This window comes from Achromobacter sp. NPDC058515 (genome assembly GCF_042721735.1).
Classification (GTDB): Bacteria; Pseudomonadota; Gammaproteobacteria; order Burkholderiales; family Burkholderiaceae_B; genus Achromobacter.
Window position 1 is genome coordinate 293738 of record NZ_JBHXNI010000004.1, and the last position, 16686, is coordinate 310423.

The 16686-nt window shown below is 66.8% G+C and carries 17 protein-coding genes; 7 read left to right on the forward strand and 10 right to left on the reverse strand.

The window, feature by feature from the left end:
- Window positions 1-14: 14 nt before the first annotated feature.
- Window positions 15-1460: a DegQ family serine endoprotease gene (locus ACFWP0_RS10100; protein ID WP_377841655.1), complete on the forward strand. Its 1446-nt coding sequence runs from the start codon at window positions 15-17 to the stop codon at window positions 1458-1460.
- Window positions 1461-1473: 13 nt separating this feature from the next.
- On the opposite strand, the gene maiA is transcribed toward ACFWP0_RS10100, so the two are convergent.
- Genes maiA through ACFWP0_RS10115 form a run of 3 tightly spaced genes read right to left on the reverse strand, consistent with a single transcriptional unit; the run spans window position 1474 to window position 3621 of the window.
- Window positions 1474-2118 (reverse strand): maleylacetoacetate isomerase, encoded by a 645-nt coding sequence (gene maiA / locus ACFWP0_RS10105; RefSeq protein ID WP_377841657.1) that lies wholly within the window; start codon window positions 2116-2118, stop codon window positions 1474-1476.
- A 49-nt stretch (window positions 2119-2167) separates the two neighbouring features.
- Complete coding sequence (ispH, locus tag ACFWP0_RS10110; RefSeq protein ID WP_377841659.1) at window positions 2168-3145, reverse strand: 4-hydroxy-3-methylbut-2-enyl diphosphate reductase; 978 nt, start codon at window positions 3143-3145, stop codon at window positions 2168-2170.
- The gene (locus tag ACFWP0_RS10115; RefSeq protein ID WP_377841661.1) at window positions 3145-3621 is read right to left on the reverse strand and encodes a peptidylprolyl isomerase; all 477 of its coding nucleotides are present in this window, start codon (window positions 3619-3621) and stop codon (window positions 3145-3147) included. The genes ispH and ACFWP0_RS10115 overlap by 1 nt, the downstream gene beginning before the upstream one ends.
- Window positions 3622-3670: 49 nt before the next feature.
- On the opposite strand from ACFWP0_RS10115, the gene radC reads away from it, so the two are divergent.
- The 6 genes from radC to ACFWP0_RS10145 all read left to right on the forward strand — a co-directional run bounded on the left by radC (window position 3671) and on the right by ACFWP0_RS10145 (window position 9842).
- A complete protein-coding gene (radC, locus tag ACFWP0_RS10120; protein ID WP_377841662.1) occupies window positions 3671-4348 on the forward strand; it encodes a DNA repair protein RadC in 678 nt (225 codons plus the stop codon).
- 92 nt (window positions 4349-4440) lie between these two features.
- Complete coding sequence (kynB, locus tag ACFWP0_RS10125) at window positions 4441-5067, forward strand: arylformamidase (RefSeq protein WP_377841664.1); 627 nt, start codon at window positions 4441-4443, stop codon at window positions 5065-5067.
- A gap of 147 nt (window positions 5068-5214) precedes the next feature.
- Window positions 5215-6063: a tryptophan 2,3-dioxygenase gene (kynA, locus tag ACFWP0_RS10130; protein ID WP_377841666.1), complete on the forward strand. Its 849-nt coding sequence runs from the start codon at window positions 5215-5217 to the stop codon at window positions 6061-6063.
- 239 nt (window positions 6064-6302) lie between these two features.
- Entirely contained in the window at window positions 6303-6569 is a 267-nt protein-coding gene (locus ACFWP0_RS10135; protein WP_057284973.1) for a type B 50S ribosomal protein L31, read from the forward strand.
- Window positions 6570-6693: 124 nt separating this feature from the next.
- Window positions 6694-8424, forward strand: coding sequence for an ArnT family glycosyltransferase (locus tag ACFWP0_RS10140; protein WP_377841668.1), 1731 nt, complete (start codon window positions 6694-6696; stop codon window positions 8422-8424).
- A complete protein-coding gene (locus ACFWP0_RS10145) occupies window positions 8421-9842 on the forward strand; it encodes an MATE family efflux transporter (RefSeq protein WP_377841669.1) in 1422 nt (473 codons plus the stop codon). Before ACFWP0_RS10140 ends, ACFWP0_RS10145 begins: the two co-directional genes overlap by 4 nt.
- 67 nt (window positions 9843-9909) lie before the next feature.
- Here the strand turns inward: ACFWP0_RS10145 and paaK are convergent, their stop codons facing one another.
- From paaK to paaC, 7 genes are all read right to left on the reverse strand, one after another.
- Window positions 9910-11223 (reverse strand): phenylacetate--CoA ligase PaaK, encoded by a 1314-nt coding sequence (gene paaK, locus ACFWP0_RS10150; protein ID WP_377841672.1) that lies wholly within the window; start codon window positions 11221-11223, stop codon window positions 9910-9912.
- 102 nt (window positions 11224-11325) lie between these two features.
- Complete coding sequence (gene paaI / locus ACFWP0_RS10155) at window positions 11326-11796, reverse strand: hydroxyphenylacetyl-CoA thioesterase PaaI (protein ID WP_377841673.1); 471 nt, start codon at window positions 11794-11796, stop codon at window positions 11326-11328.
- Window positions 11796-12584 (reverse strand): 2-(1,2-epoxy-1,2-dihydrophenyl)acetyl-CoA isomerase PaaG, encoded by a 789-nt coding sequence (gene paaG / locus ACFWP0_RS10160; RefSeq protein WP_377841675.1) that lies wholly within the window; start codon window positions 12582-12584, stop codon window positions 11796-11798. The genes paaI and paaG overlap by 1 nt, the downstream gene beginning before the upstream one ends.
- 15 nt (window positions 12585-12599) lie before the next feature.
- Window positions 12600-14264, reverse strand: a complete 1665-nt coding sequence (gene paaN / locus ACFWP0_RS10165) for a phenylacetic acid degradation protein PaaN (RefSeq protein WP_377841677.1) — start codon at window positions 14262-14264, stop codon at window positions 12600-12602.
- Window positions 14265-14311: 47 nt separating this feature from the next.
- Complete coding sequence (gene paaE, locus ACFWP0_RS10170; protein WP_377841678.1) at window positions 14312-15400, reverse strand: 1,2-phenylacetyl-CoA epoxidase subunit PaaE; 1089 nt, start codon at window positions 15398-15400, stop codon at window positions 14312-14314.
- Between the two features lie 13 nt (window positions 15401-15413).
- Entirely contained in the window at window positions 15414-15920 is a 507-nt protein-coding gene (paaD, locus tag ACFWP0_RS10175) for a 1,2-phenylacetyl-CoA epoxidase subunit PaaD (protein WP_377841680.1), read from the reverse strand.
- A complete protein-coding gene (gene paaC, locus ACFWP0_RS10180; protein ID WP_377841681.1) occupies window positions 15917-16681 on the reverse strand; it encodes a 1,2-phenylacetyl-CoA epoxidase subunit PaaC in 765 nt (254 codons plus the stop codon). The genes paaD and paaC overlap by 4 nt, the downstream gene beginning before the upstream one ends.
- Window positions 16682-16686 lie beyond the last annotated feature (5 nt).

A 16686-nucleotide genomic window follows, 5' to 3' on the forward strand; every position in this document is an offset into this window, starting at 1 on the left:
ACGCAGGAGCCGACATGAAGACCAAGCAAATGAAACCCTCGCGCCTCGTCCTGGCGCTGCTGGCCGCCGGCGCCATTGGCGGCGCGGGCGCCACCGCCCTGACCGGCGGCGTTTCGATGGCCGCCGACGCGCCGGCCGTCGCCCCCTCCTCCCAGACCATCAATACGTCCAGCCCGCCCAACTTCGCGCAGATTACGCGCGACTTCGGCCCGGCCGTCGTCAACATCAGCGTAAGCGGCACGCGCAAGGTGTCCGCCGCCGACAGCGATGATCCCCTGGCGCAGTTCTTCGGCCAGATCCCCGGATCCCGCGGCCGCGCCCCTGCGCGCGAAGTGCCGATGCGCGGCGAAGGCTCCGGCTTCATCGTCAGCCAGGACGGCATCATCCTGACCAACGCGCACGTCGTTCAGGACGCCAAGGAAGTAACGGTGAAGATGACCGACCGCCGCGAATACAAGGCCAAGGTGCTGGGCGCGGATCCGCAGACCGACGTTGCCGTCATCAAGATCGAAGCAAAGAACCTGCCGGTTGTGAAGGTGGGCAACGTCGACAAGCTGGAAGTGGGCGAATGGGTGCTGGCCATCGGCTCGCCCTACGGCCTGGAAAACACCGCCACCGCGGGCATCGTCAGCGCCAAGGGCCGTTCGCTGCCCGACGACACCTCGGTTCCCTTCATCCAGACGGACGTGGCGGTCAACCCCGGCAACTCCGGCGGCCCGCTGTTCAACGACCGCGGCGAAGTCGTGGGCATCAATTCCCAGATCTACAGCCGCACCGGCGGATTCCAGGGCCTGTCGTTCTCGATCCCCATCGACCTGGCCTACAAGATCAAGGACCAGATCATTGAGCATGGCAAGGTGCAGCACGCCCGGCTGGGCGTGACGGTGCAGGAAGTGAACCAGGACCTGGCCAACTCCTTCAAACTGGATTCCCCCACGGGCGCGCTGGTGTCCAGCGTCGAGAAGGGCAGCGCGGCTGAAAAGGCCGGCCTGCAGCCTGGCGACGTGGTGCGCAAGATCGACGGCAAGACCATCGTGTCCTCGGGCGACCTGGCCTCCACCATCACGATGGCCGCCCCTGGCGAGAAGATCAAGCTGGATGTCTGGCGCAGCGGCGCTCAGAAAGAGCTGGTCGCCACCCTGGGCGGCGCTCCCAAGGACAAGACGCAGGCTTCGGCGGAAGACCAGGAAGTGCAGCCCGGCCAACTGGGCCTGGCGCTGCGCCCCCTGAGCCCGCAGGAACAGCAGGCGTCGGGCGCCGAAGGCTTGCTGATCGAGCGATCGGCGGGTCCGTCGGCCAAGGCCGGCATTCAGCCGGGCGACGTGCTGCTGTCCCTCAATGGGGAGCCCGTGCGCAATATCGGGCAGGTCAAGGAAGCGCTGTCCAAGGCGGGCAAGACCGTCGCCCTGCTGGTCCAGCGCGGAGAGGACAAGATCTTCGTGCCGGTGCAGGTCGGCTAAGCCGGTCCGCGCATTACTCCGCGTCGGGCTGCTTGCCCGGCGCGGCAGCGTCGAAGGCAGGCAGCTCGCGGCAAGCCGCGTCGATGCGCACCACGTTCGGCATGGCCGACAGGTCGCACTCGAAGCGCTGCGCATTGGCCACCTGCGGCACCAGGCACAGATCCGCGATGGTAGGCGTGTCGCCGTGGCAGAAACGGCCCGTGGCGCTGGAATGCGCCAGTTGCGCCTCCAGGGCTTCAAGGCCCTGATGCACCCAGTGCTTGTACCAGGCGGTCTTGGCGGCTTCATCCACGCCCAGCGTGTGCTTCAGATACTTCAACACGCGCAGATTGTTCAACGGGTGGGTGTCGCAAGCGATGCCCAGCGCCAGGTCCCGCACGCGGGCCCGGCCGATGGCGTCGGCCGGCAGCAGCGGCGTTTCGGGGTGCGTCTCTTCCAGGTATTCGATGATGGCGAGCGACTGCCCGATGACGGCATCGCCATCGACCAGCGTGGGCACCAGGGCCGTCGGGTTCATCTTGCGATAGTCCGCGGACAGCTGCTGGCCGCCGTCCTTCAGCAGATGCACGGGCAGATACTCGTACGGCAGGCCCTTCAGGTTCAGGGCGATGCGCACGCGGTACGCGGCCGAACTGCGGAAGTAGCTGTACAACTGCATGAAGTCTCCTTGATGTTCTAGTTGCGCCGCCCGCCAGGGCGGCGCTTTTTCATTCCAGCGATTCCGTCTTGGCCGCCTTGCGGGACAGGCCCTTGGGCAGCGGGAACGCGACATTCTCCTCCAGCCCCGGCATCGTGCGCACCGACACGGCGCCCAGTTCCTTGACGCGCGCGATCACCTGCTGCACCAGGACCTCGGGCGCCGAGGCGCCCGCCGTCACGCCGATGCGCTTGCGGTCGACCAGCCAGGCGGCATCGATGGATTCCGCGCCGTCGATCAGGTAGGCGGCCACGCCCTTGCGCTCGGCGACTTCGCGCAAGCGGTTGGAGTTGGAGCTGTTGGTGCTGCCCACGACCAGCACCAGGTCGCAATCCGGCGCCATCACCTTGACCGCATCCTGGCGGTTCTGGGTGGCATAGCAGATGTCGCTCTTCTTGGGTTCCGCAATACTGGGAAAGCGCGCCTTGAGCGCCTGCGACACGGCCGCCGCGTCGTCCACGGACAGCGTCGTCTGCGTGACGTAAGCCAGGTTTTCCGGGTTGGTCACTTCGAGGCCGGCCACGTCGTCCACCGTCTCGACCAGATACATGCCGCCCTGGGCCTGGCCCAGGGTGCCTTCGACCTCGGGGTGGCCCTTGTGGCCGATCATAATGATCTCGCGGCCCGCGGCGCGCATGCGGGCCACCTCGATGTGGACCTTGGTGACCAGCGGGCACGTGGCGTCGAACACCTGCAGGCCGCGCGATTCCGCCTCGGCGCGCACCGCCTTGGACACGCCGTGGGCCGAGAACACCACGATGGACCCGGCGGGCGCATCGTCGAGCTCGTCGATGAAGATGGCGCCCTTGGCGCGCAGGTCTTCCACCACATAGCGATTGTGGACGATCTCATGGCGCACGTAGATCGGCGCGCCATGCAATTCGATCGCGCGCTCGACGATATCGATGGCGCGATCCACGCCGGCACAGAAGCCGCGCGGCTGAGCCAGCAGGACTTCGGCGTCGGAGGCGGTTACGGCCTGGCTCATCAAAGGACTCCCAGCAGCGCCACGTCCACTTGCAAGCTGATGCCCGCAAGCGGGTGGTTGAAATCAAACAGAGCCGACTCATCGTTGATTTCTTTAAGGACGCCCGAGTACCGGCCGCCGTTCGGCGCGGCGAATTCCACCAGGTCGCCCGGCTCGAACGTGGCGTCCGCGCCCGCGTGCTCGGCGAGCATCGCGCGCGTCACGCGCTGGATGAGTTCGGGGTTGCGGTCGCCATAGGCATCGGCCGGGGCCACCGTGACGCTGAACCGTTCGCCTTCGGCGCGGCCGATCAAGGCCGCCTCCAGGCCGGGCGCCCACTGGCCGCTGCCCATTTGCAGCGTGCCGGGCCGACCGTCGAAGGTGTTGGCGAACACGGAATCCTTGCCCGGCCCGGAGGCCAGCGTGATCCGATAGTGCAGCGTCAGGTAGGAATCCGGACGGACCAAAACGTTCACTTCATTAGAGGCGATGCTCAAGATCTGCCACCGTATAGACATTAAGTAAACCTTGATTTTAGAGCCTCTTATGAAATTGTCTGCCCAACTGTCAAAACATGAGCGTCCCCGCGAGCGGCTTTTGCGTCTCGGGGCCGCATCGATCCAGGACGCGGAGCTGCTCGCCATCGCGCTGCGCACGGGCATTCCGGGCCTGAGCGTGGTGGATCTGTGCCGCAAGCTGCTGGACCGGTTCGGCGGGCTGCGGGGCCTGCTGGGCGCCCCGCCAGAGGAGTTGATGGCGATTCCCGGGCTGGGGTCGGCCAAGGCCTGCACCCTGGCCGCCCTGCTGGAACTGGCCCGCCGGGCCATCGAGGAAGACCTGGCCCGCGACAACCCGATGAACCGCCCGGCCCAGGTGAAACAATATTGCAAGACCGCGCTGGCGCACCGGCAGGTGGAGCATTGCATTGCCCTGTACCTGGACAACCAGCTGCGCCTGATCGCCACGGGGGAGCTGGCGCGCGGCACACTGTCGCAAGCCGCGGTCTACCCCCGGGAAGTGGTGCGCGAGGCCCTGCGCCACCACGCGGCCGCCCTGATCGTGGCCCACAACCACCCCTCGGGCCTGGCCGAGCCCAGCACCGCCGACCAGGCCTTTACCCGGCACCTGAAAGAGGCGCTGGCGCTGGTGGACATCAAGCTGGTGGATCACCTGATCGTGGCCGGAGGCGCCGTGACCTCCCTGGCCGAACTGGGCTGCCTGTGACTGCGCGGCGCGCCGGAATTCGTTAGACTACCGCCCGTTATTGCTTTAGGCTTAACCTAATTCCGGCCTCCCGCGACCCTTTTGCGCCCGACATGAAACGCCTGTGGGATATTTCCCCGCCCGTCTCCACGGCTTCGCCTGTTTTTCCAGGCGACACGCCGTACCGCCAGCAATGGAAGTGGTCGCTCGCGCCCGGCTGTCCGGTCAATGTCAGCGAGATCACGCTGTCTCCGCACATCGGCGCGCACGCGGACGCCCCGCTGCACTACCAGAACGACGCCGCGACCATCGGCGCGGTCTCGCTCGAGCCCTTCCTGGGGCCCTGCCGCGTCATCCATGCCATCGACTGCGGCCCGCTGATCACCCCCGACCACCTGGCCCATGCGGCCCTGAATCTGCCGCCCCGCGTGCTGGTGCGCACCGCCAAGCATGCCGCGCAGCACTGGTGGACTGACGACTTCTCGGCCTATGCGCCCCAGACGATCGAATGGCTGGCCGAACGCGGCGTCATGCTGATCGGGCTGGATACGGCCAGCATCGACCCCGCGTCCAGCAAGACCCTGGACAGCCATCACACGATCTTGCGGCACGACATGCGGGTACTGGAAAACCTGGTGCTCGACGATGTGCCGGAAGGCGATTACGAGTTGATCGCACTGCCGTTGGCGCTGGTCCAGGCTGATGCCAGCCCCGTTCGCGCGGTCTTGCGCGAGCTGTAGGCTGATACGCCGGCCACGGAGCGGCTGACAAGACCCAGCAGCTCCCATTCTGTGAAGCACGACCATGACCAATAACTTCGCGCCCCACTGGCGCGCACTGCCCGCATCCGCCCGCCGCGCCGCGCCGCCCTGCCAAGGAGGCCGCGCATGAGCCAGGCCGAACGCCCCGAAGACATCGTCCACCAGGAAAAGGCGCAGCTCGATTTCGCGCGCGACATGACCTACGGCGATTACCTGCATCTGGACGAACTGCTGGGCGCGCAGCACCCGCTGTCGCCGGAGCACAACGAGATGCTCTTCATCATCCAGCACCAGACCAGCGAACTCTGGATGAAGCTGATGCTGCACGAACTGCGCGCGGCGATCGCCAACGTGGCGGCCGACCGGCTGCAGCCCGCCTTCAAGATGCTGGCCCGGGTCAGCAAGATCATGGAACAGCTGGTCCATGCCTGGGACGTGCTGGCTACCATGACGCCGCCCGAGTATTCGGCGCTGCGCCCCTATCTGGCGCGCTCCAGCGGATTCCAGAGCTACCAGTACCGCCAGGTCGAATTCCTGCTGGGCAACAAGAACGCGGCCATGCTCAAGCCCCATTCGCATCGCGCGGACCTGCTGGCCCAGGTGCAGAGCGCCTATGAAGCCCCGTCGCTCTATGACGAAGCGCTGCGGCTGCTGGCCCGCCATGGCATCGACGTGCCCGCCGACCGCCTGGAACGCGATTGGACGCAGCCCTACCAGTCATCGGCAGGCGTCGAAGCCGCCTGGCTGACGGTCTACCGCCAGACCGACCGCTATTGGGACCTGTATCAGCTTGGCGAAAAGCTGACCGACCTGGAAGACGCCTTCCGCCTGTGGCGATTCCGCCACGTCACGACCGTCGAGCGGGTCATCGGCTTCAAGCGCGGCACGGGTGGCACGTCGGGGGTGGATTATCTGCGGCGCATGCTGGACGTCGTGCTGTTCCCCGAGATCTGGAAGCTGCGTACGGAGCTTTGACAGCTGGAACAAATCTGCCCCCTTTATTTCTGGCGAGGGTGGCCCTTCGGGGCTACCTCTCCGAGGCTAGCCCGGCGAAATTTCCCATGCTAGAATTTGGGGTTACTTTTTGGATACGTGGCTAGCGCCATCCGCGGGGTACTCCGTTTTTTGGGTATTTTTCGCGTGAGGAATTTCACCAACGCTAGCTGGCGACCCTAACAACTTGAGAAAGACTCAAGAGAGTCTAGGAAAGCACCATGAAAGAAGGCATTCACCCCGAATACCGCGAAGTCGTCTTCGCCGACCTGCAAACGGGCAACAAGTTCATCACCCGTTCGACCGTCCACACGCGCGAAAACATCGAAATCGATGGCAAGACGTACCCGCTCTTCAAGTGCGACGTGACCTCCGAATCGCACCCGTTCTACACGGGCGCCCAGACGCGTATCGTCGAAACCGGCCGTGTGGAAAAGTTCCGCGCCCGCTTCGCCCGTACGGCCGGCACGGTCAAGTCCGCTTCCTGATCCTGTTGCTCCTGCGGGAGTCACAGCAAAAAGGCAGCCTTCGGGCTGCTTTTTTTTCCCCCCTTGCCGGCTTATCCGCGGTCTAGGGCTGGCGCATTCAGACCACTCGGTTACATTAACGCCCGTGTCCCCTCTTTCTATTTCCACTCCGGCCCGACTGACGTCGGTAGCCACCGCAAAACTGCCCCGCCTCATCCTGCTGGGCTTGGCACTGGCCTATATCGTGGCCGGCCTGTTCATGCGCGACCCGTGGAAGACGGACGATGCGGTCGGCTTGGCGACCATGGTCACGGCGATCCGCGAAGGCGGACTCACCTGGCTGCTGCCCCAAGTAGGGCATCTGGCGCACGCCGAGGAAGGACCGCTGATCACGTGGGTGGGCGCAATCTTCATCTGGCTGTTCGGCCCCCTCATCGGCGACATCCCCGCCGGCCGCCTGCCCAACCTGCTGTGGTTCGGCATTACGGCCGCCAGCGTCTGGTACGGCACCTACCTGCTTGGCCGCCGTCCCGAAGCCCAGCCGCTGGCGCTGCCATTCGGCGGCGAGCCCGAACCGCGCGACTACGGCCGCATGCTCGCCGACGCCGCGCTGCTTCTGCTGCTGGCCACGGTCGGCATCCTGCAGCGCACCCATGAAACCACCGTCGTGCCCGCCATCATGGCTTGCCAGGCGCTGGCCTTCTACTCGCTGGCGCGCACCGTGGACCGCCCCGTCACGGGCTCCACCACGCTGGGCATCGCGCTGGCCGCCAGCTTCCTGACGCGCGGCTGGGTGGGCGCCCTGCCCATCATGATCGGCGCGGCCCTCGCCTTCTATCCCCGCAGCCATCTGTGGAAATGCAAGCGCTGGCTGCTCTGGGCCGCGCTGCTGGCCACCGCCCTGATCCTTGCCTGGTGGATTCCCGCCAGCCAAGGCAGCGAATATTGGGTCCGCAACTGGAAGACCTGGAACCTGTCGTCCTTCGCGGCCCCCTCCTGGCACGACGCCGGGCGCACGCTGCGCGACCTGCCCTGGTATCTGTGGCCGACCTGGCCGCTGGCGCTGCTGGCCGTGTGGCGCTGGCGCGCATGGATCTATGCGCCGCACATCTGGCTGCCCCTGATGCTGCTGGTCTGCTCGGCGCTGATCCTGTTCATACAGGAACAAGCCTCGGACTCCGAGTACGTACTGCTGGCCGTGCCCTGCGCGGTGCTGGGCGCGTTCTCGCTGCCGACCTTGCGCCGTGGCGTCGTCAATACGCTGGACTGGTTCGCGGTCATGTGCTTTTCGCTGACGGCCGCGACCGTCTGGCTCGGCTGGGTGGCCCTGCATTTCCAGTGGCCGGCGCAGATTTCCCGCAACATCGGCCGCCAGACCGCCGGCTATGAGCCCGTCATCTCCTGGGTGGCCTTCACCTTGGCCGCGATCTTCACGCTGGCCTGGATCGCGCTGGTAGTGTGGCGCCTGCGGGTGCGACCGCAAGCGCTGTGGCGCGGCACCGTGCTGTCGGCCGGCGGATTGACCACGACTTGGATCCTGCTGGTGCTGTTGTGGCAACCGGCGGTGGACTACGCCCGGAGCTATCGCACCGTCTCGGGCCAGCTGGCCCAGGCGCTGGAGCAGCACGTGCGCCCGGGCGAATGCGTGCGGGGCCTGAGCCTGGGCAGCGGCCAGCGCGCGTCGTTCCTGATCTTCAATAACCTTTCGTTCACGTTCGACGCCCGCTGCACGCTGATCCTGCAGCAGACCAGCAACCAGAGCCTGCGCGACAACACCGCCGCGTACAGCGATGGCGCCGAGGTGCTGTGGCAAGGCGGCCGCCGCGCCGACCGGCAGGAAGTGTTCCGACTGCTCCGGGTCGGCCCCAAGCAATGACGCCCGCGCCCATGGCGCCGATGACTTTCGGCGCCACGCTGCGCAGCATCGCCAAGCAGGCCTGGCCCGTGCTGATCAGCCAGTGGGCCAGCATTTCGTTCGGCGTGCTGGACACCGCCATGACGGGCCACTCCAGCCCCGACGACCTGGCGGCGATGGCCCTGTCCGCCTCCATCTACATCACCATCTTCGTGGGACTGATGGGCGTCGTGCATGCCCTGATCCCGATCCTGGCCCAGCAGTTCGGCGCCGGCAACAATCTTGAAGTCGGCCGCAGCTGGGGCCAAGGCGTCTGGCTGGCGCTGGGCCTGTCCGTCGTGGGCGCGGTCCTGATGCTGTTTCCGGACGTGTGGCTGTCGCTGTCGGGCGACGTCGCCCCCGGCGTGCGCGACCGCATCGCGTCCTATTTGCAGGCCCTGGTGCTGGCCCTGCCCGCCGCGCTGGTGTTCCGCACCATCTACGCCCTGGGCACGGCGGTGTCCCGGCCCAAGCTGGTCATGGCCATCAACTTGTCCATCATCGGCTTCAAGGCGCTCTTTAACTGGCTCTTCATCTACGGCAAGCTGGGCCTGCCCGCGATGGGCGCGGCCGGGGCCGGGCTGGCCACCGCCGTGGTGTCGTGGATGAGCCTGGGACTGGGCCTGTGGGTGATCACGCACGACCGCTACTACCGCCGCTTCCGGCTGCGCATCGGCAAACCGGACTGGAAGGCGCTGAAGGAACTGCTGCGCCCGGGCATCCCCATGGGCGGATCGTATCTGGTCGAGGTGTCCGCGTTCACGTTCATGGCGCTGCTGGTCGCGCGCGAAGGCACGTTCGTGACCGGCGGCCACCAGATCATGTCGAACCTGGCCGCCCTGTGCTACATGATGCCGATGGCGCTGGGCGTCGCCACCGCCGCCCTGACCGCGCAAGCCGTCGGCGCCGGCAATTTTGCGCACGCCCATCGCACCGGCATGGCGGGACTGGCGCTGGGCCTGATGGGCGCATTGCTGACGGCGGCGGTGCTGCTGGCCGGCCGCCCCCTCATCCTGGCCGCCTATACCGACGACGCGGAGGTCGCGGCCGTGGCGACCACGCTGCTGGCCGTCCTGCCGCTGTTCCACCTGTTCGATTCGATGCAATGCATCAACTCCTACCTCCTGCGCGCCTACAAGGTGGCCGTGGTGCCCCTGCTGCTGCAGATGGTGGCGCTGGCGGGCGTGGGCCTGGTGGGCGGCTGGTGGTTCGGCTTCGGTCCGGGCCGCGGCGGATTGGACGGATTGCGCAACGCGCTGGTGCCCGGCTCGCCCGAGGGCGCCGGCACCATGTGGCTGATGGCCATGGTGGGCCTGGCGCTGTCGGCTGCCCTGCTGCACTACTGGTACCGGCGTATCGTGCGGGCCGTGGCGCCCAGCGCCGGACCCACGCAAAAATAGCCGCCCCGCCGCCGGGCCGCCCCAAGGCGGGGCAGCACGCACGCATGGCGTGCGCGGCGTGAGGGTCTTATTTCGGCCGTTTGTCGATCACCCGGCGCGCCTTGCCCGTCAAGGTGCGCTCGACCTGGCCGGCGTCGGAAACCTGGATCCGGGCGCTCACGCCGATGTGCGTCTTGACCGCGTGCTGCAACTGCTTGCCCAGGTTGGCGCGGTCCGCGTCCGACAGGCCCGAGAACTCCGCGCGCACCTCGGTCAGGATCTCAAGTTCGTCCATGTTGCCCGAGCGCGACAGCACCAGCTGATAGTGCGGCGCCAGTTGGGCAATCTTCAGGACCAGCTCTTCGACCTGCGTGGGGAACATGTTCACGCCGCGCACGATCAGCATGTCGTCGCTGCGGCCGGTGATCTTGCCGATGCGGCGCATGCTGCGCGAGGTCGGCGGCAACAGGCGGGTCAGGTCGCGCGTGCGGTAGCGCACGATGGGCATGGCTTCCTTGGTCAGCGACGTGAACACCAGCTCGCCCGCCTCGCCGTCCGCCACGGGTTCGCCCGTGTCCGGATTGACGATCTCGGCGTAGAAGTGGTCTTCCCACACCACCGGGCCGTCCTTGGTCTCGACGCATTCGCTCGCCACGCCCGGGCCCATCACTTCGGAGAGGCCATAGATGTCGACCGCGTCGATGCCGGCTTCGGCCTCGATGTCGGCGCGCATCTGGCCAGTCCACGGCTCGGCGCCGAAGATGCCGATGCGCAGCGAACTTTGACGCGGATCAATGCCCTGGCGGCGCTGCTCTTCCAGAATATTGCAGAAATAGGAGGGCGTGACCATGATGATGTCCGGACGGAAATCGTTGATCAGCTGCACCTGCTTTTCGGTCTGTCCGCCCGACATCGGGATGACCGTGCAGCCCAGGCGTTCCGCACCGTAATGTGCGCCCAGGCCGCCCGTGAAGAGGCCATAGCCGTAGGCCACGTGCACCGTGTCGCCGGGCTTGCCGCCCGCGGCGCGGATCGAGCGCGCCACCAGGTTGGCCCAATTATCCAGGTCGCCCTTGGTGTAGCCCACCACCGTCGGCTTGCCGGTCGTGCCGCTGGAGGCGTGGATGCGCGAAATGCGCTCGCGCGGCACCGCGAACATGCCGAACGGATAGTTCTCGCGCAGTTCCTTCTTGGTCGTGAACGGGAACCTGGAGATATCGGACAGCTGCTTCAGGTCGTCCGGATGCACGCCGGCTTCGTCGAACGCTTTCTTGTAGTGCGGCACGTTCTCGTAGGCGTGCCTGAGCGACCACTTCAAGCGCTCGAGCTGCAGGGCGCGCAGTTCATCCTGGCTGGCATGCTCGATGGGATCCAGTCCCGGCTTGCTCATGGTGTTGGGCATGATGATGTCTCTCCTGAAATTCTCTACGCCCCGGCTCAAGCGGCGCGGCTCCAATCCGCGTCCGGCCCGGCCGGCGGCTCTCTCTTTGGTTGGGCTGCGCGGTCAAGCGTCCGCCGGCACTCCGACGATCTGGCCCTTGATGCGATAGGAACGGCCCCGGAACAGGGCCACGTTGCGGCCGTCCTGGTTGGTGACGGTGACGTCGTAGACGCCCGTGCGGCCGGCCAGCGACCGTTCCTGGGCCACCGCGGTCAGCATGTCGCCCTCGAACCCGGGGGCCAGGTAGTCGATGGTGCAGCCGGACGCCACGGTGCTGACGTTGCGGGAATTGCAGGAGAACGCGAAAGCGCTGTCCGCCAGGGCGAAGATGAAGCCGCCATGGCAGGTCTTGTGGCCGTTCAGCATGTCGGCGCGCACGCGCATCGTCAGGCGCGCGTAGCCCGGCGCCATTTCCTCGATCCGCATGTCCAGGCCCTGCGACGCCGCGTCGCCCGCGTACATGACGGTGCCCACGGCCTGCGCAAGTTCCTGGGGATCGGCCGGCGCTTCAACGGGGGAAACGTGTGTGCTCATCATTGCCCCTTGAATTGCGGTTCGCGCTTGCCCAGGAAGGCGGCGACGCCTTCGGCGTAATCGGCGCTGCGGCCCAGTTCGCGCATCATGTCGCGTTCCAGGTCGAGCTGCGTGGACAGGTCGTTGCCCAGGCTGGCCTGCAGCGCCCGCTTGGTGAAGGCCAGGCCCTTGGTGGGGGCGGTCGAGAAATGCCGGGCCAGGCGCTCCAGCGCGGCGTCGAATTCCTCGTCCGCCACGCACTGCCAGATCAGCCCCCATTCCTCAGCCTGCTTGGCGCTGAGCTTGTCGCCCAGCAGGGCCAGGCCCATGGCGCGAGCGCGGCCCACGAGGCGCGGCAGCGCGTAGGTGCCGCCGGTGTCCGGGATCAGGCCCAGGCGGCAGAACGACTGGATGAAGTTGGCCGAGGCCTTGGCGATGACGATATCGCCCGCGAACGCCAGGTTGGCGCCCGCCCCCGCGGCCACGCCGTTCACGCCCACCACGACGGGCATGGGCAAGGCGTTCAAGCGGCGCACCAGCGGCGCGTAGAACTTGTCGACGGTCTCGCCGAGGTCGGGCGGCGTGCCGTCCGGGGCGGGCTTGCGCTCGCTCAGGTCCTGGCCGGCGCAGAAGCCGCGGCCCGCGCCGGTCAGGACCAGCACGCGCGCGCCTTCGGTCTCGACGCGCGTCAGCGCGTCAGCTACTTCGGCGTGCATGTTCGCGGTGAAGCTGTTCAGCTTGTCCGGACGGTTCAGCGTCAGACGCGCGATGCCGGCCGACAGATCGAATTGGATATCCTGATAAGTCATGAGCGGTCGCCCTGGTCAGACGTGGCGGCGGGTTTGCACCACGCGGAAGCGGTTCGAAACGAACGCCGTATCGGACAGCGCCGCATTGGCAGCCGGGTTGGCGCCGGTGCCGTGGAAGTCGCTGAAGGCCGCCGTCTGGTTGACGAACACCGCGCCCGTCAGGTTGAGCGACAGCGACACGCCGGACACCTCCGCCGCGTCCTGCACCTGCTCGGCCACCTGGTTGTCCGTCGTGTAGGCGGACAGGGACAGGGCGCCATGCTGGATGACACTGTCGCGCGCGAGCTGGATGCTGTGGGCGGTGGAATCGGTGGCCACGACAAAGGCGATGGGGCCGAACCATTCCTGGCCGATGGCGGCGTTGCCGGCTTCCGTGCGCAGCAGCAGCGGCGTGCGGACGCGGGCGTTCTCGAACTGCGGATGGGTCAACGCCTTGCTGTCGGCCACGACGGGCAGGCCCAGCGCGCGCGCCTTTTCGATGCGCTCGACGATGCCTTCATTCTGGATGGCGCCGGTCAGTTCGACGGCCTTCGCGGCATCGGCGCCAAGCTTTTCCAGCGCCACGCCCAGCGCGGCGGCGACGTCGTCGAAGCTGACGCGGCCTTCCGGCGTATTGATGCCGCCACGCGGCACGTAGATGTTCTGGGGCGCCGTGCACATCTGGCCGGAATACAGGGCCAGCGAGAACGCCAGGTTGCGCGCCACGCCCTTCAGATCGGTGGTCGAATCGATGATGACCTGGTTCACGCCGGCCTTCTCGGTGTACACCAGCGCCTGGCGGGCGTTGTTTTCCAGCCAGTCGCCGTTGGCGGTGCTGCCGGTGAAGTCGACGATCTTGACGGCCGGATCCAGCGCCAGCTTCTGCGCGGTGTCGTCGCCGGCGGCGTGCGCGGCCAGCTGCACCACGTCGGGGTCGAACCCCGCTTCCTGCAGCACTTCGCGCGCCACCTTCACGGTGATGGCCAGCGGCAGGATCGCGCCGGGGTGCGGCTTGACGATGACGGTGTTGCCGGTCGCCAGGCTGGCGAACATGCCGGGATAGCCGTTCCAGGTCGGGAAGGTCGAGCAGCCGATCACGAGCGCCACGCCGCGCGGCACGACGGTGAACTGCTTTTCCATGCGGATCGGATCGTTCTTGCCCTGCGGCTTTTCCCAGATGGAGACGCCCGGAATGCGCGACATCTCCTGCCAGGCGTAGGTGACGGCTTCAAAGCCGCGGTCCTGCGCATGCGGGCCGCCGGCCTGGAACGCCATCATGAAGCCCTGCCCGGTGGTGTGCTGGACCGCGTAGGCGATCTCAAAGCTGAGCTTGTTCAGGCGGGCCAGGATTTCCAGCGACACGCCCACCCAGGCGCGCGGCCCGGCCCGGCGCCAGTCTTCCAGCGCGCGCTTGGACGCCGCGACCAGCTTGTCGGCCGGCACGCGCGGGTAGGTGATGCCCAGGTCGAAGCCATAGGGAGACACTTCGCCGCCCACGGCGCCGTCGGCGTCATGCTGCTTCAGAGGAAACGCCTTGCCGCGCAGCGCCTCGAATGCGGCGCGCCCGTCGTCGTTGGCGGTCTCGCCGTAATTGCGGGGGCTGGGCGACTCGGCAAAGGGGCTCCAGTAGCCGCGCAGCGCGGCGGCAGCCATGGCCTGCTCCAGCAGGGGCTGGTGACGTTCGAAGAATTCTTGGGACACTGTGTCTCTCCAAATGGATATGAATTTTCTGCCTGGCGCGGGCCGGGTCAGGTTTCCTGGTCGAAGTCGATGACCAGGCGGTCGCTGACCGGGAAGCTCTGGCAGCTCAGGATGAAACCACGCGCCACTTCGTAGTCTTCCAGGGCGAAGTTGGCGTCCATGTCCACCTCGCCTTCGATCACCTTGCAGCGGCAGGTGGAACACACCCCGCCCTTGCACGAATACGGCAGTTCGATCCCTTGCGCCAGCGCCGAGTCCAGCACGCTATCTTTGTTCTTTTCAATGACGAACATGCGGCTATGCCCGTCTTGCACCACCGTCACCTCGCACTGGCCCTTGCCGGGCGCCTGGCGGGCGTCCTGGCCGGTGCGCAATGCGCGCGGCCCCTTGGGCGCGCCGAAGAGCTCGAACTTGATGTTCGCCTTCGGGATGCCGCGGGCCTGCAGCCGCTCGACCACGCTTTCCGTCATGGTCTGCGGACCACAGACAAAAGCGTAATCGATATCCTCGGGGCTCATCCAGGCCGTCATGAGCTGATCGACCTTGTCGCCGTCCAGGCGGCCATTGAAGAGCTCGATGTCCTGGGTTTCGCGGCTCATGACGTAGACCAGCGAAAAACGCTCCATGTAGAGGTTCTTCAGGTCTTCGATTTCTTCGCGAAAGAGCACGGCCGAGGACGCGCGGTTGCCGAAGAACAGGGTGAACGTGCTGCGCGGTTCGGTCGACAGCGCTGTCTTGACCAGCGAGAACACCGGGGTGATGCCGCTGCCCACCGCAAACGCCACATAGTGGCGCTGGTTTTCGGGTGAGAAGTCGACGGTGAAGTTGCCCGCCGGCGCCATGACTTCCAGCGTCTGGCCGGGCTGCAGCTCGTGATTGGCCCAACTGGAGAACGTGCCCTCGTCCACCTTCTTGATCGCCACGCGCAGCAGCTTGTCGTGCGGCGCGGAACAGATGGAGTACGAACGGCGCAATTCTTCGCCGTTGAGCTGGGTGCGCAGCGTCAGGTACTGGCCGGGCAGGAAGGCGAACTCTTCCGCCAGCGCCTCGGGCAGGTCGAAGGTCACGACCACCGCATCGCGCGTATTGCGCGCCACGGAGGCCACCTTCAAGGAATAAAATTGGTTCTGGCTCATCTAGCAACCACTCTCAGTGAGTCTTGAAATAATCGAAGGGCTCGCGGCAGGACACGCAGCGGTACAGCGCCTTGCACGATGTGGACCCGAAGTTGCTGACCAGGCGCGTCTCGCGCGAGCCGCAGCGCGGGCACGCGATGGCGGGGCCGACCGCGCGGCGGCTGATGCCCGAGATGTCGATGGCGCGTTCGGCGGGCGCGGCAATGCCGTAGTCCTTGAGCGCCTCGCGCCCCTTCTCGCTCATCCAGTCGGTCGTCCAGGCCGGCGCCAGGCGGGTTTCGACGCGGACCTCGCCGATGCCGTGGCGTCCCAGCGTCTGCTGGATGTCCTGCGTGATCTCGCGCATCGCCGGGCAGCCGGAATACGTGGGCGTGATGACGACCACGCAGGCGCCGCCGTCCCAGGACACGTCCCGCACCACGCCCAGATCCACCACGGACAGCACGGGGATTTCCGGATCGGGAACCTCCTGCAGCCAGGTGTAGACCTGGTCGGCGGAAACGGGCGCGAGCGCGTTCACCACGTGGCTCCCGGATAGGCGCGCGGCAGGTGCTGCATCTCGGCCAGCACGTAGCCCAGCGCCTCGGTGTGGCGCCCTTGCCGGCCGCCGCGGTACGCCAGATGATTCGCGGCCGCCTCGTCCGGCACGGTCAAGGTGGCCTCTTCCAGCACTTCGCGCACATGCGCCAGCCAGGGCTGGCGCAGGGCGGACAGCTCACAGCCGATGCCGCGGGCGGCCAGGTCCAGGTCGATGGCGTCGTCGGCGAACAGTTCGCCGGTAAAGCGCCAGGCGTCGTCGACGGAGGCCTGCATCTTGGCGTGGCTTTCGGCGGTGCCGTCGCCCAGGCGCACCACCATGTCCGACGAGCGGCGCACGTGGTAGGTCACTTCCTTGATCGACTTGGCGGCAATGGCGGCAACGCGCTCGTCGGCCGACTTCTCCAGGCGCTGCAGCAGGAAGTAATGCCAGACGTCGAACAGGAACTGCCGCGCCATGGTGTCGGCGTAGTTGCCGTTGTCGCGCTCCACGAGCAGCACGTTGTGGTACTGGTGCGCGTCGCGCAGGTAGGCCAGCGCGTCTTCGTCGCGGCCGGCGCCCTCGACCTCGCCGGCCAGGGTCAACCACATGCGGGCCTGGCCCAGAAGGTCCAGCGCGGTGTTGGTCAGCGCCAGGTCCTCTTCGAGGATAGGGCCGTGGCCGGTCCAGGCGCCCAGGCGCTGCGACAGGATGAGCGACGAGTCGCCCAGGCGCAGCAGGTACTCAAAGAATGTCTTGTCCATGTCTA